The sequence below is a fragment of the Gallaecimonas xiamenensis 3-C-1 genome, from assembly GCF_000299915.1.
In the GTDB taxonomy this organism is placed as follows: domain Bacteria; phylum Pseudomonadota; class Gammaproteobacteria; order Enterobacterales; family Gallaecimonadaceae; genus Gallaecimonas; species Gallaecimonas xiamenensis.
The window spans coordinates 76496-96899 of record NZ_AMRI01000002.1; the positions used below are offsets into that span (position 1 = coordinate 76496).

Genomic DNA, 20404 nt, shown 5'->3' on the forward strand with positions numbered 1-20404 from the left:
TTACCAGCGAAGGGAGCCGCTTAACATGGCGGACTCTTCGTTAAACACGTCCCGTTGCAGGGTCAACTCCATACCCACCATGTAGCTGCGCCAAACGGTGGAGTAGGCCGCCGTTAATTGGTGGTAGCGGCTGTATTCGACGCTGGAATAGCCCTGGTTTTGCAAGGTGCGGTACTTGAAGCGCCAAAAATCGCTGGCCGAAGGCGTCCAACCCAATATCAGGGTGTGAACCTGGGCACCGACACCGTCGTTAAAGCGGCGCTGGGTGCTGGCCCAGTGACCCAAAGGCACCTTCTCGTTGGTCAGGCCGTCCTGGTAGATATGATGCACATACCAGGCGTTCTGCCATTCGGAGAATTCATAGGTCAGGTCCCAATCCTGGGCCAAACGGGGGATATGCAGGCCGCCGGACAGGGCAACGTTACCCAGGCGCCAGTTCTCGCTCTTGGAAGTGTCTTCCCCGGCATACTCGAAGTAGAGATTAAAGGGGGTATCGCCGTCGAAGTGGAACTGGGTGGTGAAAGAGGCGGCCTGGTTGCCGAACTCCCCATCCTGGTCGACCCCTTGGCCTACGTTATCGTTGCTGGTCGGATCGAAAAATGCCTTGAACATGTCGCTCAGGGAGTCGCCGCCTCGGGCGCCGCCACCAAATTGCATGATGCGGTTAAAGCCCAGGGACCAGCCTTCCAGGGGCTCCATGGACAGGTGGAAACCGGCCAGTTTGGGTTTGCCGGCGGTATAGCCACCTTGGTAGGCGATACGGTCACTGTAGGACAGCTCGCCCAGGAAGAATTCGTAGCGCAGGTTGAAGTCGCTGATCGGCCTGGTGTTGGACAGGGTGATACCCGGCAGGTTCTCGGCCTGGGTGCCCAGCAGCATAGCGCTGTCGTGCATGGGCGAGTACCAGTGGGAGCGATAGCCGATATCCAACTGGGCCCAGTCAAAACCCAAGGACAGCATGGCGTCCACCGGCTGGGCATCGTCCTCGCTGACTTGGCCCCCAAGGGTCACAATGCCGTAATCAGAGAACTGCCAGTAACCGCTCAAGTCCACCCTGGCGGTGCTGTCGGTACCCTGGCCCCGTTGGTTGGCTTCCAGGCTGTCTTCGCCGGTATGGGCACGCAACGTCAGGCTGGCCTGGGTCAGGCTCAGGGGTTGTTGGTAGCGCTTGAGAAAGCGCTTCACCTGGTTGCAAATGGCCTCATCCACCTTGCAGATAGCCGGCAGGGCATCGAGCACTTCGGCTGCACTGTAGGGTTTGCGCAGCGGGGCACGCCCGGCCAGGGCCATGGCCCTTTCCACCTGGTGTTCCAGTTCGGGATATTGGTTCAGGGGCAGATAGGGGCTGGCGCCACCGGCCTGAACGCCGGTACTGAACAACAGCCCCGACGCGATCAGGGAATAGGGGAAAAGCGTTCTCATCAGGGGTTTCGTTTCCGTACGGCCTCGTGCAGGGCCAAGGTGACGTCGGGATGGACGAACTGGGCGACATCGCCGCCGTGAATGGCCACTTCCTTGACCAGGGTCGAGGAGATAAAGGAATTTTCCTCGGCCGGGGTCAAAAAGACCGACTCCAGGTCAGGCTTGAGCCGACGGTTCATATTGGCCAGTTGGAATTCGTATTCAAAATCGGACACGGCCCGCAAGCCGCGAATAAGGACGGTGGCCTGCTGCTGGCTGGCAAAGTCGATAAGCAGACCGGAAAAGCCCACCACTTCCACGTTGTCCAGGTGCGAGACCACCTTTTTGGCCAGGGCGACCCTTTCTTCCAGGCTGAACATGGGCTTTTTGGACGGATTGGCGGCAACGCCGACAATCACATGGCTGAACAGTCTGGATGCCCTTTCCACCAAATCGGTATGGCCGTTGGTGATGGGGTCGAAGGTTCCGGGATAAATCACCCTGATAGTCATATTGGCTCCTGGCTATCGTCCTTGGCTGCCGATATCGACGAGGATTTTCTCGAATCGGCCCTCGGTTTCCCTGGCGAGAATACTATAGGTCAGGGAGTTTAGACCATCTTTGGCCGGGTCCAACTGTAGCCGTAACAGACTGTTACGCCTGTGCCTGTTGGCCTCGAGCTGGGGTGACGTCCGCTTCTTGGTGGCTTTGCTGAAATGTTGGGCCTGGGGATTGGCCAGGTCATGGTAGGTCCCTTCCTGGTCGGCATGGCAGCAAAAACCCTGCATCAGCAGCCGGAAGAAGAAATCGTCGTCTTCCTTGCCCCAACCCCAGTAGTGGTTGGAAAGGCCGTTGGCGGCAAAGGCGTGCTCCTTGCGCAGGGTCACGGCCCCGGAAAAGTAATGGTCCAGGTACTCGGTCTCCTGGCGATGGGTGCTGAGCAGTTTGGTGACCAGCCTTAAGGGTTGGCTGGGGCAGCGGTAGTCGGCATTGACCGGGATATTGTCCACATCATGGATACAGTAATAGTCGCTGTCGGCGGCACTGTGCAGCATACCGGCATTGAGCAGCCTGGCCTTGTTGAAAGTCCCTGTTCCCTGCTGCTCTATCACCAGCAGTTTGTAGTCAATTCCCTGGGCTTGAAGGTGACTCTCCAAGGCTGGCCGCAGTTGGGCCAAGTGGGCTTCCCGGCCTCTAAATGGGACCAGCACGGTCAACCGCTTGCCCTCTTCCAAGGTCAAAGGGGCAATGTGGCGCCTGGCCAGCAGCTGCCTGGCTACAGGGGTGGGCAGCTTGAGGTTGTGGATGGGAACAGGTTTGAAGCGTGCTTGCGCTGTGCCTGCCAAAGGATCTTGGCCCACGCGGTGACGGGGCGCGAAACGTAGATAAAGCTTTTGCAAAAAACCCGGCAAAGGTAGAACGGCCGACGTCATGATGTGCTCATTCTCTCAATAAAACGACAGGATCCCAGGTGGCATCCCGCCACCTGTACATAGGATACGGAAGTAAGCTTAACGCTTTACGACAACAGGGCGCCGTAAAGCGTCAGATAATCTTGGCAGACCCTGAGTGGGCTGAACCGGGAGAGGCTCTCTTGGGCTTGGAGCCTCAGTTTGTCCTGCAAGGGGGGTGCCATCAGCAGGGTGTCGATGGCCTTGGCCAGGGCCTCGGCGTTGCCGGGGGGCACCAGCAGGCCGTTTTGACCGTCCTCGATAATGTCGGGTATGCCGCCGGCATCGCTGCCAATCACTGGCACCCCATGTTGCATGGCTTCCAAAATGGTAGAGCCCAGCCCTTCGCTTAAGGACGGGAACAGCATCAGATCCAAGGCGGCCAGCCAATTGCCGATATCGTCCCGGTGGCCGAGGAACTGCACGTTGGCAAGCCCCTGGGCCTGGGCCTCGAAATCGCGCCTGTCCGGGCCTTCCCCCAGCAGCAGGAACTGGCGCTCAGGGTGGCTATCAGCCATGGCGCGGGCGGCGGCTATGGTTACCTGATAACCCTTGTGGTGCAGCAGCTTACCCACCTGGCCAACCAGAGTCTTGCCCGGGTAGCGGGCCTTGATGTCCGCCACGACGACGGGGTCGGCGGCAAAGCCGGAAAAGCTCGAGGGAATGATGGCGGTATCAGCCTGAGGCACGGCGCCCTTAACGGCGCTGGCGATGGCCCGGCTCAGGCACACCACTTTCTTAGCCTTTTGGTAGGCGCTGCGGGTCAGGGCGGAGTCGGAAAGGGGATTGTCCACCCGCCTGGTGATCACATAGGGAGTCTGGCGCAGCAGCCCTTCCAGGTAGGCCCAATACACTGCCTTGCCGTCGTGGCAATGGAGCAGATCCCAGTCGCCGCCCTTGAGGTGGCCTTTAAGGAAATGGCGTACCGCCTTGACCGGTATCCCAAGGGCCCTGACTTCCCTGGCCAGCGGATAATCGGGCTGGGTCACCAGTGTTTGGCTAACACCTTGCGCTTGCAGGCTTTTAATCAGGTTCAGGGTCTGGCGCTCGCCACCGGAAAAGCCCTTGGCCAAATTGATATGACAAATATGCATCTAAAGTCGGTCTCCCGTGCTGGGCAGATTGTACGGGAATTAGCGCCGCTGTGTTATGGTGGCGCCGATTTTGACGAGGGATAACACCATGAAACTGCTGGTCATCAGTTCCTATAAAGACACCTGGAATTCGGTGCGCCCCGAGGCGGAGATGCTGATCGGTCTTAAGGACCATGGTATCGAACTGGAAGTGATGACCCAGGGTGACGCCGACTATGTGCGCCGCTTTGAAGAGATGGGGGTCAGGGTCCACCCTTACCACCCCAAGAAGAAATTCAGCTTCGCCAGCATCAAATACATCCGCAAGGTGTTGAAGGAAGGCGGCTTTGACGCGGTGTACTGCTTTAACAACAAGGCCATCTGCAACACCAACTTTGCCGCCCTCGGCCTGCCGGTCAAGCTGCTGACCTACAGGGGCCAGACCGGCAATATTGAAAAGTGGAACCCCACAGGTTACCTGACCCACCTCAACCCCAGGGTGGATCGCATCGTCTGTGTGGCCAAGGCCACCGAAGAAGACCTGCGCCAGCATGTCTGGGGCAACAAGAACAAGGTCTGCACCGTGTATAAGGGCCACGACCTGGCCTGGTACCAGGACACCCCTGTCGATCTCGGCGAGTTCGGTATTCCCCAGGGCGCCTTCGTGATGGGGTCGGTGGCCAACCTGCGGCCCCGCAAGGGCCTGCCGGTGCTGATGGCAATGACCCACCAGCTGCCCAAAGACGCCGACATTCACCTGTTGCTGGTGGGTGGCGGCATGGACAAACCCGAGGTGCAGGCCATGATCAACGCCAGCCCCCTAAAGGGCCGTATTCACCTGGCCGGTTTTCGCAAGGACGCCCCCGCTATCATCGCTGCCTGCGACCTGTCCATCCTGGCTTCCACCAAGCGCGAAGGCCTGCCCAAGACCGTGATTGAAGCCATGGTGTACGGGGTGGCGCCCATCGTCTCGGACACCGGCGGCAGCGCCGAGCTGATTGAAGATGGTGTCAGCGGCATCAAGATTGCCCCGGGCGACGCCAACGCCATGGCAGAAGGCGTCAAGCGCCTCTACCAGGACAGGGCATTTTGCCGGGAAATGGGGGAGCAGGCGCGGCTGCGAATCGATCAGCACTTCAACGTGCGCCAGTCCTCGGCACAGCTGGCCAAGGTGATCAAAGAGACCGTCAGCGGCGACTTTTGATCCAAAGGGCGGCGTACTTGTTGAAGGCGTAGTGGGCGGTGAACATGGCCAGCAAAAAGCCGTGTTTGCCGTCCAAAAAGCCCCGCTGCAGGACAAATTTTCGCAAAAAGGCCGCCAGGCCGTGCAGGCAGGCGGATAACAGCCCCGCCTTTTTACCGCGCTTGGCTTTACCCTCCGCCCAGTCGTTGGCGTAGCGCACCGACTTTTGCAGGTAAGAAGTAAAGTCGCCGGTGGTGTAATGCAGCAAGTGGCCGGGCAGATCTTTGACCTTGGCCCCTTGGCAGGCCACCTTCTCATGCACCAGGGCGTCGTCGTAGCGGTACTCGCTGCGCCTGTAGAGCCTGACGATGCGGTCCGGGTACCAACCCGATGTCTTGATAAAACGGCCAAAAAAATCGCTCAGGCGGTTGGCGCGGTAGACAACCCCAGGAGTGCTGTCTTCGATGGCGGCCAGTATGGCGGCCTTGAGTTCCGGGGTAACCACCTCGTCGGCGTCTATCCAGAACAGCCATTCCCCTTGGGCGTGCTGCTGGGCCAATTGCCGCTGGGGGCCGAAACCGGGCCAGCCCTGGCTTTGGAACACCTTGGCGCCGGCGGCTTCGGCCAGGGCCAGGGTCTGGTCGCTGGAGCCGGAGTCCAGCACCACTATTTCGTCGACAAAATCCAGGCTGGCCAGGCACTGGGGCAGGTCCTGGGCGACATTCTTGGTGATGATGACCGCGCTCAGCCTCACAGCGCCGCCTCCAATACCCGGGTAACGCTGATACCGGTCAGGCATTGGTAGTGGCCAAAGCGGCAGGTGCGCTCGAAGCAGGGGCTGCATTCCACCGGGTGTTGCAAGATGGTGGCTTTGTCGGTCAGCGGCGGCGTGAAATCCGGGCTGGTGGAGCCGTAAATGGCCACCACCTTGGCGCCGCTGGCGGCGGCCACGTGCATCAGCCCCGAGTCGTGGCTGATCACGCTGTGGCAGTGGGCAAAGAGGTCCACTGTATCTTCCAGGCGGGTCTGGCCACAGAGGTTATAAACTCCTTGCTGGCCTTCGCTGATCACCTGGCCGGCTTCTCCATCCTTGGGGCCACCCATCACCCACACCTGAAACCCCTTTTCGGCCAGCTGGCCGGCCAGGGCCCTGTGGTTTGCCAGGGGCCATTGCTTGGACGGGCCATATTCGGCGCCGGGGCACAGCGCCACGGCGGCCTGGTCGGCGGGCAGGCCCAACTTGGCCATCACCGCCTGGATATTGTCCTGGTCGATACGCAGGGCCGGGGTCGGCACCTCGAATTGGTAGCGCTGGTAGTCGGCCTTGCTGACCCCCATGCCCAGGTAACGCCACACCGTCTTGTCGATGATGGTGTTGCTGTTGCGGGTAGGGCGGCGCTTGCGGGCGTCGGTGAGCATAAAGCTGCGGCCTTCGCCGCTAAAGCCCACCCGTTCCCGGATACCGGCCAGAAAGGGGATCAGGGCCGATTTAAAGGAGCGGGGTAGCACCAGGGCCTTGTCGTAGCCTTCCTTTTTCAATTCCCTGGCCAGTTGCCACTGGCCCTTGAGATTGAGCTTGCCATGGCCCCAGGGGGCGGCAATACCCCGGCGCACCTGGGGCATGCGGGCGATGATCGGCAACGACCAACCTGGCGCCAGCACGTCGATCTGGGCGCCGGGGTGGCGGCGCACCAAGTCCATAAAGAGTGCCTGGGCCATCACCATGTCACCGACCCAGGAAGGACCTACAACCAGTATTTTCATGCGCTAGCGTCAAGCCACTTGAGGTACTCGCCGACCCCTTCGGCCACGGTCTTGAAGGGCTCTTTGTAGCCGACGGTGCGCAGTTTGCTGATGTCGGCCTGGGTAAAGCTCTGGTAGCGGCCCTTGAGCTCGTCGGGGAAGGGGATGTATTCCACCTGGCCCTTGCCGTGGTGGTTGATCACCGCTTCGGCGACGGCCTGGAAGGGCTCGGCGCGGCCGGTGCCCAGGTTGAATATGCCGGACAGGTGCGGGTGGTCGAAGAACCAGAGGTTGACCTTGCAGACGTCGCCAACGTAGACGAAGTCCCGCTGCTGGCCGCCGTCGGGGTAGCCGTCATAGCCTTCGAACAGGCGCGGGTTCTTGCCGTCCAGCAGTTGGTGGTGCAGGTGGAAGGCCACCGAGGCCATCTTGCCCTTGTGTTGTTCCCGGGGGCCGTAGACATTGAAGTAACGAAAGCCCACCACCTGGCTGTCGGCCTGAGGCAGGATGCGGCGCACGTACTGGTCGAACTGCCACTTGGAGTAGCCGTAGACGTTCAGGGGCCCTTCGCAGTCGCGGTCTTCGCGAAATTGCTCAGAGGCGCCATACACGGCGGCGCTGGAGGCGTACAGGAAGGGGATCTCCCTTTCCAGGCACCAGTGCAGCAGTTCCTTGGAGTACTCGTAGTTGTTCTCCATCATGAACTTGCCGTTCCACTCTGTGGTGGCGGAACAGGCGCCTTCGTGGAACACCGCGTCCACTGGGCCGAAATCTTCACCGGAGACGATGCGGGCGATAAAGTCGTCCTTGTCCAGGTAGTCGGCGATATCCAGTTCGGCCAAGTTCTTGAATTTAGTGCCGTCGGTGAGGTCGTCCACCACCAGAATGTCTTTGTGGCCGCGCTCATTGAGCGCCTTGACGATGTTGGCGCCGATAAAGCCCGCGCCGCCGGTAACGATGATCATCAATTTCCCCTGTGTGCCAAGGATGTTGGCGACATGGTAGACTCTGGTTAACTTGGCTCAAAGGCCCTAAGCGCGTGAAAACCAGAGACAAAATCCTGAAAGCCAGCCTGGCACTGTTTAATGAGAAGGGTGAACGCAACGTCACCACCAACCACATTGCTGCCCATCTGGGCATCAGTCCAGGCAACCTATACTACCATTTCCGCAATAAGGAGGACATTGTCCACGCCATCTTCGGCGAGTACGTGCGCCACCTGGAAACGGCTTTCACGCCCAAGGATAACGGCCCCACCCTGGATGTCTTGATGAGTTATCTCGACGGTGTCTTCTACACCATGTGGGAGTTCCGTTTCTTCTACGCCAGCCTGCCGGACATCCTGGCCAGGAACCCGGCCCTGCACCAGGAGTACTTCCTGGTGCAAACCCAACTGGCAGACAGGGTGGTGGCGATCCTCCGTTCCTTGCGCGAGGAAGGGATATTGGCCATAGACGAAGAGTCCCTGCCGGATTTGGCCCATACTGTCAAAATCATGGTGACTTTCTGGATCAGCTACCAGACCACCCAGGCGGTGGAAGCGGCCATCACCAGGCCCGTCATCTACCAGGGGGTGTTGAAGGTGCTGTTCCTTATCCGCCCCTACCTGGCCGAAGAAGCCCGCGACACTATCAGCCGCCTGGAAGACCATTACCGGCGCCTGGCTCTGCGCACTCGCTGAACTGTCAGGCCAGCTTGACGCAAACGTCAAGCTGGCTGCCCTGGTCCGACTGTTTCCCGCCTCAGTATCCGCTACAATAGCGCCCAAAATCGATTTCGCCGGAGCCACCCATGAGTGCCAAGCTGTTTGACCACCTGCGCCAGGAAATTGCCACCCTTAAAGATGAAGGGTTGTACAAAGACGAGCGTGTCATCACCAGTGCCCAGCAAGCCGCCATTGAAGTCGGCAACCAGCAGGTGCTGAACTTCTGCGCCAACAACTACCTGGGCCTGGCCGACCACCCCGAGCTTATCAAGGCCGCCAAGGCGGGCCTGGACAGCCACGGCTTCGGCATGGCGTCGGTGCGTTTTATCTGCGGCACCCAGGACAACCACAAGCTGCTGGAGCAGAAGATTGCTTCCTTCCTGAACATGGAAGACGCCATCCTCTATTCTTCCTGCTTTGACGCCAACGCCGGCCTCTTTGAAACCATACTGGGCCCGGAAGACGCCATCATCTCCGACGAGCTCAACCACGCCTCCATCATCGATGGCGTGCGCCTCTGTAAGGCCAAGCGTTTTCGCTACAAGAACAACGACATGGCCAGCCTTGAAGAGCAGCTCAAGGCGGCCGACGCCGCCGGCGTCCGCTTCAAGCTGATCGCCACCGACGGCGTTTTTTCCATGGACGGCATCATCGCCAACCTGCCCGGTGTTTGCGACCTTGCCGAAAAATACGATGCCCTGGTGATGGTGGACGACTCCCACGCCGTGGGCTTTGTGGGGGAAGGTGGCCGTGGCGTGCACGAATTCCACAACTGCCTGGACCGGGTGCACATCATCACCGGCACCCTGGGCAAGGCCCTGGGCGGCGCCTCTGGCGGCTACACGGCGGCCAAGAAGGAAATCGTCGAGATGCTGCGTAACCGCAGCCGTCCCTACCTCTTTTCCAACTCCCTGGCTCCGGCCATCGTCAGCGCCTCCATCAAGGTGCTGGATATGCTGGGTGAAGGCAGCGAGCTGCGCCAAAAACTGTGGGACAACAGCAAATACTTCCGCGAGCGCATGAGCGCCGCCGGCTTCACCCTGGCCGGTAAAGACCACGCCATCATCCCGGTGATGCTGGGGGACGCCAAGCTGGCCAAGGCCTTTGCCGACAAGATGCTGGAAAGGGGCATCTACGTAGTGGGCTTTAGCTTCCCGGTGGTGCCCAAGGGCCAGGCCCGTATCCGCACCCAGATGTCCGCCGCCCACAGCCGTGAGCAGCTGGACAAGGCCATCGATGCCTTCATCGCCGTCGGCCGTGAGCTGGGCGTGATTTAACCGAATTTTGCCCGCAAGGGTTCTGGAGTGTAAGCAATGAAAGCGCTCAGCAAACTGCATTCGCAAGAAGGGATCTGGATGGTCGACGTGGACAAGCCCGAGCTTGGCCACAACGACGTCATGATCAAGATTAAAAAGACCGCCATCTGCGGCACCGACATGCACATCTACAAGTGGGACGACTGGGCGCAAAAGACCATTCCCGTGCCCATGGTGGTGGGCCACGAATACGTGGGCGAGATCGTCGCCATGGGCCAGGAAGTACGCGGCTACCAGATTGGCGACCGGGTGTCCGGTGAAGGCCACATCACCTGCGGCCACTGCCGTAACTGCCGTGCCGGCCGTGTGCACCTTTGCCGCAACACCACCGGGGTCGGTGTCAACCGTGCCGGCGCCTTCGCCGAGTACCTGGTGATCCCGGCCTATAACGTGTTCAAGCTGCCGGACAACATCCCCGACGATGTGGCCGCCATCTTCGACCCCTTCGGCAACGCCGTGCACACCGCCCTTAGCTTCGACCTGGTGGGTGAAGACGTCCTTATCACCGGCGCCGGCCCCATCGGCATCATGGCTGCCGCCGTGGCCCGCCATGTGGGTGCCCGCCATGTGGTGATCACCGACGTCAACGACTACCGCCTGGACTTGGCCAAGAAGATGGGCGCCACCCGCGCCGTCAACGTCGCCAAGGACAACCTCAAGGACGTGATGAAAGAGCTGGGCATGACCGAAGGCTTTGACGTGGGCCTGGAAATGTCCGGGGTGCCCCATGCCTTCCGCCAGATGCTCGACACCATGAACCACGGCGGCAAGATTGCCATGCTGGGCATTCCGCCGTCGGACATGGCCATCGACTGGAACCAGGTGATCTTCAAGGGCCTGGTTATCAAGGGCATCTACGGCCGTGAAATGTTCGAGACCTGGTACAAGATGGCCTCGCTTATCCAGTCCGGCCTGGACTTGAGCCCCATCATCACCCATCGCTTCAGCGTCGACGACTTCCAGCAAGGCTTTGACGCCATGGGCTCCGGCCAGAGCGGTAAGGTTATCCTCGACTGGAACTGATAAAAAACCGGCCATGAGGCCGGTTTTTTTATAGCCGCAGTCATTAGCTGCGGGTGCTGGTGTCCAGCTGGTAGAGCACGGTAGAGCCTGATACCTCATGGCCGACGGCCAGCAGCGGCTTGCCGTTGGGGGAGTGGGCGGCGGGGATAAAGTGCAGCCCCTCCGGGCCCAGGTCGCCGGCGTCCAGCGGGTCTACGGCGTCAAAGTCGCGATTGTTGAAGTAGTCCTGGAAAATCGGCGCCTGGGGGTCTGTGATGTCGTAGACCATGATGCCGCCGATGCGCTCCAAGCCCACAAAGGCAAAGCGCTGCTCGCCGATGCTGCCGACCGCTATGCCTTCGGGCTCAGGGCCCTTGGCGTCGGAGCGGCTGTCGAAGCTGTCTTGCTCGTCGTTGTCGGAGTTAAAGGCGGTGGGCAGGTGCTCGGCCAGGTATTGCTCGAACTCATCGCCGCTGTCCCATACCAGGCTGATCTGCCCATCCTCTTCCTTAAAGACGCTGAAGGAACGGCCGCCGAAGCTGTAAAGCTTGGTGTAGAGGCCGCTGCTGGTGTCCTGGCCCAGGGTGGTGGTCACCGCCAGGCGTCCCAGCTTGGGGTTGTCCTGGATACTGGCGTCGGTAAAGGCGACCGGGTCCAGGTCCAAGTCCTTGATCCTGGCCTCTTCCGAGAAGCCGTCGTAGTCACGGCTGTCCCCTTCGTTGGCGGTGACCATGTAGTTGACCCCGTCCTGGCTGAAGGCGGCGATGGAGTCGGGCTGGTACATGCCCAGCACGGGCCAGGTCTGGATATTGATGCTGTCGTCCTTGTCGGAGGCGTCCAGGCCGTTGCCTGCGAGGCTGTGGTCCTTAAAGCCCAGGGCGGAAATGCCGCTGATGCTGGCGGATGCCAAGTCCACCACGGCGATGGCGTTGTTTTCCTGCAAGGTGACATAGGCCTTGGTGCTGTCGTCGCTGACGGCGATGTATTCGGGTTCCAGATCCTGGGAAACGCTGGCGCCTGGGCCGAAGATGCGCACGCCACTGGCTATCAGGCTGTCTTTTTGGCCGTCAAAGGCGTTGAAGGTCAGTTGCTTGACGTCGGCCGGGCTCAGGCTGGCGGCCTTGGCCATGGGGTCGTCCCCCAGGTTCACCAAGGTGATGGAGCCTTCGGGGTCGTTGTCGTAGGTGGCGTTGGGTTCCCCTTCGTTGGCCGACAGGGCGAAGCGGCCATCGGGGCTGAAGGTCACCATGTCCGGCAGGGAACCGGCCCCGACAAAGCCCAAGGGCTGCAGGCCATCGGCCTTGTAAAAGGCGATATAACCGGCGGCCTGCTTGTCGGCGTTTTCCACGGCCAGGGCCACCAGGCCGTCTTTCACCGCCACCGAGTTGATGCCGCCTATGGCCTCACCGATCAGGGCCGCCACATCCAAAGTGGCGGTTTTGGTGGGAGTGGCGGGGTTGGCCACATCCAGCACGTCCAGGGTACCGGCGGCGGCATTGATCACGAAAAGTTGCTTGCTGGCGGCATCGAAATCGACGATCTCGGCGGCACCTTCCCCAAATACGCCGGCCTGATAGCGACCCAACACCGACAGCTTGACGTCAACCAGGCTGGGCTGGGGTGTTGGGTTGGAGCTGGCATTGTCGTTATGGTTGTCGCAGGCGCTCAGTCCCAACAGGGCTAGGGCGACAAGGGAGAGGCGTTTGGGCATGGCGTTGTCCTGATGATGGTCATTGGCGCCACACCCTAACCTTTTCATGTTTCACTAAAGTGACTGATTTGTATTGAAATCGTCACATTGCGGCGAGACGTTGCTGGTAATGGGCCAAGGGCCATTGCCGGTCTTTGGCCTTATCCAGTGCCGCCTCGAGATAGTGCCTGGCCTTGGCCTTATCACCCTTGGCAAACCAAGCGTCGGCCAGCACTTCCAGGCTGGCAGGGTCTTCCAGCTTGTCTGCCACTTCCTTGGCCAAATTGACAGCCCTGGCCGGATCACGGAGTTCAGCTGCGTCGGCGGTGGCCAACACCTTGGCCAGCTCACGTTTGGCCAGCAGACTGCCGCCTTGGCTGGCTTGTTCCAGCCAGGGTTTGGCCTTGGCCCAGTTTTGGCGCAGCTTGCTGCCACTGACCAACTCCAGACCCAACAATTCTTGGGCTTCGGGTAAGCCTTGTTGGGCAGCGTAGGTCAGCCATTCCAGGCCCTTGCTTCTGTCCTGTTGGCAGGAACGGCCGTAGAGAAGGTCGGCGCCAACCAGGTACTGGGCCAGGCTAAAACCACCTTGTGCGGCATCGACCATGGCTTGCTGTTGGGCCTGGCGGTTAGATGCCAGGGCTGGCTTCACGCTGACATAGTCGTATGTTTTACGTTGCCCTTTTTTAATGTTGATCACATAAAGGCCATCGGGAGACGACTCGCCATTAGTGAAGAAGCGCTTCTTGGCGAGTTGTGCCTGGAGATAACTGTCCCAACTTTCTTTCTCGCCAGACAACAGCCTGATATGGCTCGGATGGCCTTCGGGATCAAGACGAAAGGCGAAGCGCCAGGTGCGAAGGGACGTTTCATCAAACTGAATGTCGTCTGGTGAGTCAAAACGGGTCGAATGGCGGCGTGCCAGCTCTGGTGCGTTGTAAGACTCGCCGTCCTGGCTTTCAACAAAGCGCCAGCCTTCCATGGTCTCCAGATAACTCATCATGTTGGCTTTGCGGAAACTGGCCAGGGGATCGCCCTTAAGGGCCTGTTGGTTGTACTTGGTTACCAATGCTTGAATGCGGTTACTGTCTACTTCCAGACCTCCAAGACGATATTCAAGGACTATCTTTGCGCCGTGGACTCGGATCGGTTGGCCATTCTTGTCTTTGGGTGGGGTATATCGCCATTGGGAGAGGGCCTCCAGAGAGGTTTTATCGAATACCTCGGCGGGCAGGCTGTCCACGATCCGGGCGTTTTCAACGCCACCTGCTTCGTTGACGTCAAAGATGATCTTGGTAAATCCCATCAGCCTTTTTATTAGGGCTGAGTTTGGGTAGCGCGGGTCTTTTCGTTCAACCACAACTAGTTCGGGGCTGTTGTCCTCGGTAACGTCAACAACAGGCAGAAGCCGCTTTGTCAGCGCTGCCTTGCCGAACTGGGCCAAGCGCTGCTGGGCCAGGTCGGTGGCGGCCTTGAGTTTTTCCTTGGGGACAAGGGTCAGGGCTTGGGTCTTGGTGGACTGGGCGCCAATGAAACCGTTGTCTGCCGCAGCGCTAAACCAGGCGTAGGCTTGCACCGGGTCCTGGGTAACCCCTTCACCGTTGAAATACATGGCTCCCAGGTTGAACTGGGCATTGGGGTGGCCCAGTTTGGCGGCGGTGGTGAATTCGGACAGGGCCACTTGGTAGTCCTTGTCCAGGTAGGCTTTAAGGCCGTCGTTGAAGTCGGCAAAAGCCGGCGTACTGAGCAGCAGGCAGGCCAAGAGTCCCCTTTTCATGCATCATCCTTGACTGTTAATTTAATGTTTCGGACGGTATCGCATCTTTTTCGGTAAGCCAAGCAACTCTGGTTTAGGATAAAGGGAAAGTCCCTGATATCAGTGCCATGCGCTCGGTTTACGACCTTTTTAAAAAGACCCTTGGCTTGCTCAGTAAGTACCGCCTGCCACCGACTCCAGAGCATTACGCCCTCTGGTACGTTTACGTGTCTGAAGAAAACCCGGAACTGAATGCGGCGGTGGACCAGAGCCTGGGCAAGGACGACCAACTGGGTCCCAGCTCGGCGGCCTTGCTATTCCAGGCGCACTTGGGAGATGCCCGCTGGCGGGACACCCAGGCCTTGACCGCCAGTCTGGACGCCCTTGGCCAGGAGTTATCTTCCACCCTCCACGATACCCGCCAGGATACGGCCCAGTTTCAATCAGCCCTACGGGACAGGTTTGGCCGCCTGGGGGGTATCGAAGAGGGGAGTGTCAGCTTGGATCTGCTGCTGGACGAGGTGCGCAACCTGGTCAAAGACGCCAAGCTGATGGAAGGCAGTGCCGAGCACCTGCAAAACCGCCTGCAAAGTGCCGAGGATGAAGTCAACCGGCTGCGAGAAGCCTTGGCCAAGAGCAGGGAAGAGGCCCTGGTAGACGTGTTGACCGGGCTGCGCAACCGCCGCGCCTTCGATATGGAACTGGAAGCCATGGACGGGTCCGTCTCCCTTATCCTGCTGGACTTGGACCATTTCAAAACCGTCAATGATACCTATGGCCACCTCTTGGGGGACCAGGTGCTCAAAGCCGCAGCCAGGCAGCTGTCGGGCTTTGTCAGGGACGGTGCCCTGGCGTTTCGCTTTGGTGGCGAAGAGTTTGCCGTGCTGATGAAAGAGCCGTTGGCGGTGGCCAGGCGCAAGGCCGAGACCTTGCGGATCCTAGTGTCCAAGGTCAGCGTAACCGACCGGCGTACCGGCCAGAAAGTGGGCAACATCACGGCGTCCATCGGGGTGGCGGAAGGCGCGGCCGGCAAACAGGGATTGCAGCTGGTGGGTATGGCCGACAAGCAGCTTTACGAAGCCAAGCGCTTGGGCCGTAACAGGGTCATGCCCATGTCGTTATGAAAAAGAGCGGGTTAGTCCCGCTCTTTTTTTATCGGTACGCAGCTGCGCTTGTAGACGGGATGTAGCCCCCACTTAAGGGCCCAGGCGTCGTAACGGGCCAGCAGGGCCTTAAGCCAGGTCAAGCACCGAACTCCGCTCGATAAGCTCGGGATGCAGGGTCAGCACCTTGTTGCTTTCCTCTTCTTTGTTCACCTTGGCCAGCAGTATCTTGGCGGCTTTTTGGCCGAGCCGGTATTTGGGCTGGTGGATGGTGGTCAGGGGCGGACTGAAGAAGTTGGCCATGGGCACATCGTCGTAGCCGATCACCGACAGGTCCTGGGGGACCCGCAGGCCGGCCATATGGGCGGCGCTGATGGCGCCAAGGGCCATGGGGTCGGAGAACACGAATAGCGCCGTGGGTCTGTCTTTTTGAGCCAGCAGCCTTTCCATGGCGGCATAACCCCCCTCAGGTTCGAAATCCCCTTCCAGTATCCAAGCCGGGTTGACCTCCAGGCCTGCTTCCCCCATGGCCCGCCGGTAACCGGCCAGGCGCTCGACAGTCAGGGACTTGCTGGCCGGGCCAGTTATGCAACCGATTGCCTTGTGACCCTTATCAATCAAATGCTTGGCAGCCAGGTAGCCCCCTTGTTCGGCGTTGTCCTGGATGCGGTAGATGTCCCCCTGGGTGTCGCCCCATTCCATCAATACCTGGGGCAGTTCCGGGTGGGTGCCCAGCAGGCCGTAAAGTTCGGTGGCGTCTTCGGACAGCATCACCAATATGCCGTCGACCCGCTTTTCAATGAGCATGCGCAGGCTGGCCTGCTGGCGGTCCGGGTCGCCACCCGAGTTGCAGAGGATCAGGGTATAACCCCGCTCGGCACAGGTTTCCTCCACCCCCCTGATCACTTCGGCAAAGTAGGGGTTGGTGGAGGTGGTGACCAGCATACCCAGGGTGCGGGTGCGGTTGACCTTGAGGCTGCGCGCTACCGCCGACGGTGCATAGTTGAGTTCCTTGATGGCCTGGAACACCCTTTCCTTGGTGGTCTCAGCCACGAAGCGGGTGTTGTTGAGCACATGGGAAACGGTGGAAATGCTGACGCCGGCTTTGTTGGCGACATCTTTAATGGTGGCCATGAAGTTATCCTGCAGGGTCTCTGCCTAAAGCTTAACCAAAACCTTTGGTCAAGTTAACGTCTGATGCCAATAAGGGGTATGCTATGGCAGCGATCTTAGAGAGGTATTGTATGGAGCAGTTTGCCCATATATCAATTGATGAAGCGTTCCAGAAGCTCAATGACGGCCAGGCCAGACTGGTGGATATCCGCGACGAAAACAGTTTCGCGGGGGGCCATGTCGAAGGGGCCTACCACCTGACCAACGGCACCCTGACCCGTTTTATGGGTGAGGCCGATTTTGACACCCCTGTCATCGTCTGCTGCTACCACGGCGTATCCAGCCAGGGGGCAGCCCAATACCTGCTGCAACAGGGGTTTGAGGAAGTATACAGCCTCGACGGTGGTTTTGAAGCCTGGCGAAAGGTTTATCCCTATGTCCGCGACCAAGATACTGGGTCAATTTCCTGAGCCCAGGCTGGCCCAGGGCTTTGTGGATTTCCTGCGGGCCAAAGGGGTGGCGGCCAGGCTGCTGCCCCAGGGGCCTGATGTGGCGGTGGAAGTGGCCCTGCCGGCCCCCGATTGGGTGGAGGCGGCCTGGCAACATTTCCTGACTCATCCCCTGGATGAACGTTACCAGGAAGCCAGTTGGCAGTCCGGCGGTGACAGCCCCTCCCCATTCCAGTATGCCAAGGGGTCTCGGCTGCGGCTGGTGGCCGGCCCCCTGACCCTGGGGCTTTTGGCGGTCACTATCCTGGTCTACCTGTCCTGGATGATGGGTTATGCCGGGCTCTACAACGCCTTGGCCTTTCCCCGCAGCCTGACAGACCTTTCCCTGGGGGACAGCTACCGCCTGGTCACTCCGATATTGCTGCATTTCTCTTTGCTGCACATCGGTTTCAACCTGCTGTGGTGGTGGGATCTGGGGGGCAAGCTGGAAAAACGGGAAGGGTCATTGCACCTGCTGCTGGTGACCTTGGTGACCGGCTTTGCCGGTAACCTGGCCCAGTTCCTGGCTACGGGCCCGGCCTTTGGCGGCCTGTCCGGGGTGGTCTATGGCCTGTTCGGATACTTCTGGATCTCCGGCCTGCTTTATCCCAGACGCGGCCTGGCCCTGCCCAACAGCCTGGTGCTGTTCATGCTGGCCTGGTTGGTGCTTGGGTTTGTTGGCATAGGGCTACCTATTGCCAACCAGGCCCACCTGTGGGGCCTGGTGGCAGGTTGCGCCTTGGCGGCGCTGCCCTTCAAGCGGGCTCAGTAATAGAGATACTTGGTAAACAGCAGGTCGGCAACGACCGGTTCGCCGGTCTCGGCCTGCATCAGATCTTGGGCGGTTTTGAGGCAGGCTTTGCGGATCTGCTCCCGCCCCTGCAATGACTTGATGTCGTCACTGTTCTGGTTGCCAAGGATCTCAATCAGCGCGTCGCGCAGCAGTGGCGCGTGGTGTTCCACCTTGGCCAGCTTGCTCTTGTCCTTGACCATCAATTGCACCGACAGCTTCACATAACCCAGGCGGTTCCCCTGGCCTACGTAGTTAGTGATGATGTCCGGTTCCAGCTCGTAATAGCCGTAGTCTGCAGCGGGGGCCGGGTTGTCGGCCAAGGCTGCGATGGGTGCCAGCGTGCTCAGCATCAGCAGCAAGGGCAACAGATAACGCATTGGGTTCTCCCTGAGTCGGTCGCGCCACTACTTTGCCAGTAAAGCACTTGGCTCGCCAGTTGCCGGTGATATCATGGGGCACTTTTGAAAAGAGCATTGTCCTGCATGTGGTCTGATTGGCAGTGGATGTCGACGGCGCAGGTACCGGCGCTGACCGCCTTGGAGCGTGATTGGTTGCTGGGCCAGGGGTCCATGACGGCCCGCCTGAAAAGCCGAAGTACGCAGTTCCGGGTCCAATTGCTGGGTGTTGACGACCTCAGCCTCTCGCCTCACCAGGCCCAGTGGCTGGGCCTGCCGACCGACGTCACTGAGCGCACCGTGTTGCTGCTGGCCGACGAGGCACCCTGCATTTTTGCCAAAAGCTTATGGGCCGGCCCCGGCCATCCTTTTAGCGGCTTGGGGGAGCAGCCCCTGGGGGAGAAACTGTTCGACGGTGACCAGTGGCGCCGTGGCGGCATTCAAATTGCCAAGGTCAGGGCCGCAGAGTTGGGCCTGGATTTTCCGGATACATCACTTTGGGCGCGCTGTTCGGCTTTCAAAGCCGAAGGCAAGCCGCCGGTCTGGGTGATGGAGGCGTTTTTGCCCCCCATCTACCGGCTAGATACCCTTTGAGAACACCATGACCGAAACCTTGCACAATTACCTGCGCCTGATGCGCGCCGACAAGCCCATCGGCTCCCTGCTGTTGTTTTGGCCCACCCTCTGGGCCCTGCTGATCGCCGGTGAAGGCTACCTGGACCCCTGGATCACCACGGTGTTCTTCGCCGGTGTCTTCCTGATGCGCTCGGCCGGTTGCGTGATCAACGATTTTGCCGACCGCAAGGTCGACGGTGATGTCAAACGCACTGCCCAAAGGCCCCTGGCTACGGGGGCGGTCAGCAGCCGTGAAGCCCTGGTGCTATTCACTGTGCTCTGTCTGCTGTCCTTCGCCCTGGTGCTGACCCTTAACAGCTACACCATCAAGCTGTCCTTCGTGGCTCTGGGCTTGGCAGTGCTCTACCCCTTTATGAAGCGCTATACCCATTTGCCGCAACTGGTGCTTGGTATGGCTTTTGGCTGGGGCATTCCCATGGCCGCCGCCGCCCAGGCCAACAGAGTAGACGACGCCATCTGGTGGCTCTTTGCCGCCAACATCTGCTGGACTATCGCCTACGACACCTTCTATGCCATGGTGGACAGGGACGACGACCTGCGTATCGGCGTCAAGTCCACCGCCATTCTCTTTGGCCGTTTCGACAAGCTGATCACCGGTCTGCTGCAACTGTGCACCCTGCTGTTGCTGCTCAAGGTGGGTGAAGTGGCAGCTCTTGGCCTGCCTTATTACCTGGGTGTCTTGGCCATGGCCGGCCTCTTTGTGCACCAGCAGTGGCAAATCCGCAATCGTGAACGCATGGCCTGCTTCAAGGCCTTCTTGGACAACAACTATGCCGGCATGGTGGTCGCCGTCGGCCTTTTTGCCGACTACCTGATGCATTGAGCCGCTGGCGCTTGTCGTCACGATAAAGAAGTTGAATTGTCACCAGGCCCCGGGCGCTCTAGCGTGCGGGGCCTGTCGTTTTGGGAAGGGTGTTATGGGTGACAAGCTGGCGGCCATAGTCCAGGGGTTGGTGGACAATGGCTATGTGGTACTGCCCAACTGGCTCGACGACGAGCTGCGCAGCGCCCTGCGTGCAGAATTGCTGGTGCGCCAGGACGAGCTAAGCCGGGCCGGCATAGGCCGGGATCTGGAACACCAGCAGCGCCTGGATGTGCGCAACGACCAGACCCTCTGGTTGGACGGCCTTTCCCTGCAACAACAGCAGTACCTGGCGCAGATGGACGAGCTGCGTCAAACCCTCAACCGCAGCCTGTTCCTGGGCCTCAACGATTTCGAGTGCCACTTCGCCCACTACGGCCCTGGCCACTACTACCAAAAGCACCTGGACGCTTTCCGTGGCCGTTCCAACCGGGTGGTGTCCACCGTGGTCTACCTCAACGCCTGGTGGCCACAGGATGCGGGCGGCGAGCTGGCCATCTATGACGACAAGGACCAGTTGCTGGACAAGGTCAGCCCCCAGCCGGGTACCCTGGTATGTTTCCTGTCGGAAGAGTTTCCCCACGAAGTGCTGCCGGCCGGGGACGACCGCTATTCCATTGCCGGCTGGTTCCGCCGCGACGGCGTCCAGTTGCTCTAATAAAAAAGGCCCCGAGGGGCCTTTTTTATGGGGCTG

22 protein-coding genes are annotated in these 20404 nt (G+C 60.0%); 10 read left to right on the top strand and 12 right to left on the bottom strand.

The features are described 5' to 3' along the window. The 4 genes from B3C1_RS01635 to B3C1_RS01650 form a co-directional block, all read right to left on the bottom strand. Positions 1-1422 carry a capsule assembly Wzi family protein gene (locus B3C1_RS01635; protein WP_008482461.1) on the bottom strand — a complete coding sequence of 474 codons (1422 nt, stop codon included), beginning with the start codon at positions 1420-1422 and terminating at the stop codon, positions 1-3. Then, the gene (coaD, locus tag B3C1_RS01640) at positions 1422-1913 is read right to left on the bottom strand and encodes a pantetheine-phosphate adenylyltransferase (RefSeq protein ID WP_008482462.1); all 492 of its coding nucleotides are present in this window, start codon (positions 1911-1913) and stop codon (positions 1422-1424) included. Before coaD ends, B3C1_RS01635 begins: the two co-directional genes overlap by 1 nt. A gap of 12 nt (positions 1914-1925) precedes the next feature. After that, a complete protein-coding gene (locus B3C1_RS01645; RefSeq protein WP_008482463.1) occupies positions 1926-2834 on the bottom strand; it encodes a galactosyltransferase-related protein in 909 nt (302 codons plus the stop codon). Positions 2835-2920: 86 nt separating this feature from the next. Then, positions 2921-3946, bottom strand: coding sequence for a glycosyltransferase family 4 protein (locus B3C1_RS01650; protein ID WP_008482464.1), 1026 nt, complete (start codon positions 3944-3946; stop codon positions 2921-2923). Between the two features lie 88 nt (positions 3947-4034). Here B3C1_RS01650 and B3C1_RS01655 point away from each other — a divergent pair, with 88 nt between their 5' ends. Further along, complete coding sequence (locus B3C1_RS01655; RefSeq protein WP_008482465.1) at positions 4035-5129, top strand: glycosyltransferase family 4 protein; 1095 nt, start codon at positions 4035-4037, stop codon at positions 5127-5129. On the opposite strand, the gene B3C1_RS01660 is transcribed toward B3C1_RS01655, so the two are convergent. From B3C1_RS01660 to rfaD, 3 genes are read right to left on the bottom strand one after another with little or no spacing between them, the layout of a single operon-like run. Next, positions 5113-5907: a glycosyltransferase gene (locus B3C1_RS01660; RefSeq protein ID WP_051012865.1), complete on the bottom strand. Its 795-nt coding sequence runs from the start codon at positions 5905-5907 to the stop codon at positions 5113-5115. The genes B3C1_RS01655 and B3C1_RS01660 overlap by 17 nt on opposite strands. After that, complete coding sequence (gene waaF, locus B3C1_RS01665) at positions 5859-6872, bottom strand: lipopolysaccharide heptosyltransferase II (RefSeq protein ID WP_008482467.1); 1014 nt, start codon at positions 6870-6872, stop codon at positions 5859-5861. Before waaF ends, B3C1_RS01660 begins: the two co-directional genes overlap by 49 nt. Next, on the bottom strand, positions 6869-7816 hold the full coding sequence (rfaD, locus tag B3C1_RS01670) for an ADP-glyceromanno-heptose 6-epimerase (protein ID WP_008482468.1): 948 nt from the start codon (positions 7814-7816) through the stop codon (positions 6869-6871). Before rfaD ends, waaF begins: the two co-directional genes overlap by 4 nt. 74 nt (positions 7817-7890) lie before the next feature. On the opposite strand from rfaD, the gene B3C1_RS01675 reads away from it, so the two are divergent. From B3C1_RS01675 to tdh, 3 genes are all read left to right on the top strand, one after another. Continuing rightward, positions 7891-8532 carry a TetR/AcrR family transcriptional regulator gene (locus B3C1_RS01675; RefSeq protein WP_008482469.1) on the top strand — a complete coding sequence of 214 codons (642 nt, stop codon included), beginning with the start codon at positions 7891-7893 and terminating at the stop codon, positions 8530-8532. A 110-nt stretch (positions 8533-8642) separates the two neighbouring features. After that, entirely contained in the window at positions 8643-9833 is a 1191-nt protein-coding gene (locus B3C1_RS01680) for a glycine C-acetyltransferase (protein ID WP_008482470.1), read from the top strand. 36 nt (positions 9834-9869) lie between these two features. Then, complete coding sequence (tdh, locus tag B3C1_RS01685; RefSeq protein WP_008482471.1) at positions 9870-10895, top strand: L-threonine 3-dehydrogenase; 1026 nt, start codon at positions 9870-9872, stop codon at positions 10893-10895. A gap of 43 nt (positions 10896-10938) precedes the next feature. Here tdh and B3C1_RS01690 read toward each other — a convergent pair whose 3' ends face one another. After that, entirely contained in the window at positions 10939-12585 is a 1647-nt protein-coding gene (locus B3C1_RS01690) for a choice-of-anchor I family protein (protein ID WP_008482472.1), read from the bottom strand. Between the two features lie 82 nt (positions 12586-12667). Further along, positions 12668-14341, bottom strand: a complete 1674-nt coding sequence (locus B3C1_RS01695) for a TonB family protein (protein ID WP_008482474.1) — start codon at positions 14339-14341, stop codon at positions 12668-12670. Positions 14342-14487: 146 nt separating this feature from the next. Between B3C1_RS01695 and B3C1_RS01700 the strand changes: the two genes are divergently transcribed. After that, a complete protein-coding gene (locus tag B3C1_RS01700) occupies positions 14488-15444 on the top strand; it encodes a GGDEF domain-containing protein (RefSeq protein ID WP_192813333.1) in 957 nt (318 codons plus the stop codon). A gap of 11 nt (positions 15445-15455) precedes the next feature. Here the strand turns inward: B3C1_RS01700 and B3C1_RS20530 are convergent, their stop codons facing one another. Both B3C1_RS20530 and B3C1_RS01705 read right to left on the bottom strand, forming a co-directional pair. After that, entirely contained in the window at positions 15456-15566 is a 111-nt protein-coding gene (locus tag B3C1_RS20530) for a DUF5363 domain-containing protein (RefSeq protein ID WP_237750939.1), read from the bottom strand. Beyond that, a complete protein-coding gene (locus tag B3C1_RS01705; RefSeq protein WP_008482476.1) occupies positions 15553-16557 on the bottom strand; it encodes a substrate-binding domain-containing protein in 1005 nt (334 codons plus the stop codon). The genes B3C1_RS20530 and B3C1_RS01705 overlap by 14 nt, the downstream gene beginning before the upstream one ends. Before the next feature lie 110 nt (positions 16558-16667). Between B3C1_RS01705 and glpE the strand changes: the two genes are divergently transcribed. Beyond that, the gene (glpE, locus tag B3C1_RS01710) at positions 16668-17006 is read left to right on the top strand and encodes a thiosulfate sulfurtransferase GlpE (protein ID WP_008482477.1); all 339 of its coding nucleotides are present in this window, start codon (positions 16668-16670) and stop codon (positions 17004-17006) included. Next, the gene (gene glpG, locus B3C1_RS01715) at positions 16972-17796 is read left to right on the top strand and encodes a rhomboid family intramembrane serine protease GlpG (protein WP_008482478.1); all 825 of its coding nucleotides are present in this window, start codon (positions 16972-16974) and stop codon (positions 17794-17796) included. The genes glpE and glpG overlap by 35 nt, the downstream gene beginning before the upstream one ends. Here the strand turns inward: glpG and B3C1_RS01720 are convergent. Beyond that, positions 17790-18194, bottom strand: coding sequence for a flagellar basal body-associated protein FliL (locus B3C1_RS01720; protein ID WP_008482479.1), 405 nt, complete (start codon positions 18192-18194; stop codon positions 17790-17792). The genes glpG and B3C1_RS01720 overlap by 7 nt on opposite strands. Positions 18195-18299: 105 nt before the next feature. On the opposite strand from B3C1_RS01720, the gene B3C1_RS01725 reads away from it, so the two are divergent. From B3C1_RS01725 to B3C1_RS01735, 3 genes are all read left to right on the top strand, one after another. Continuing rightward, positions 18300-18806 carry a chorismate--pyruvate lyase family protein gene (locus B3C1_RS01725; protein WP_008482480.1) on the top strand — a complete coding sequence of 169 codons (507 nt, stop codon included), beginning with the start codon at positions 18300-18302 and terminating at the stop codon, positions 18804-18806. A gap of 7 nt (positions 18807-18813) precedes the next feature. Next, a complete protein-coding gene (ubiA, locus tag B3C1_RS01730; RefSeq protein WP_008482481.1) occupies positions 18814-19671 on the top strand; it encodes a 4-hydroxybenzoate octaprenyltransferase in 858 nt (285 codons plus the stop codon). Positions 19672-19765: 94 nt separating this feature from the next. Then, on the top strand, positions 19766-20368 hold the full coding sequence (locus tag B3C1_RS01735; RefSeq protein ID WP_008482482.1) for a 2OG-Fe(II) oxygenase: 603 nt from the start codon (positions 19766-19768) through the stop codon (positions 20366-20368). Positions 20369-20404 lie beyond the last annotated feature (36 nt).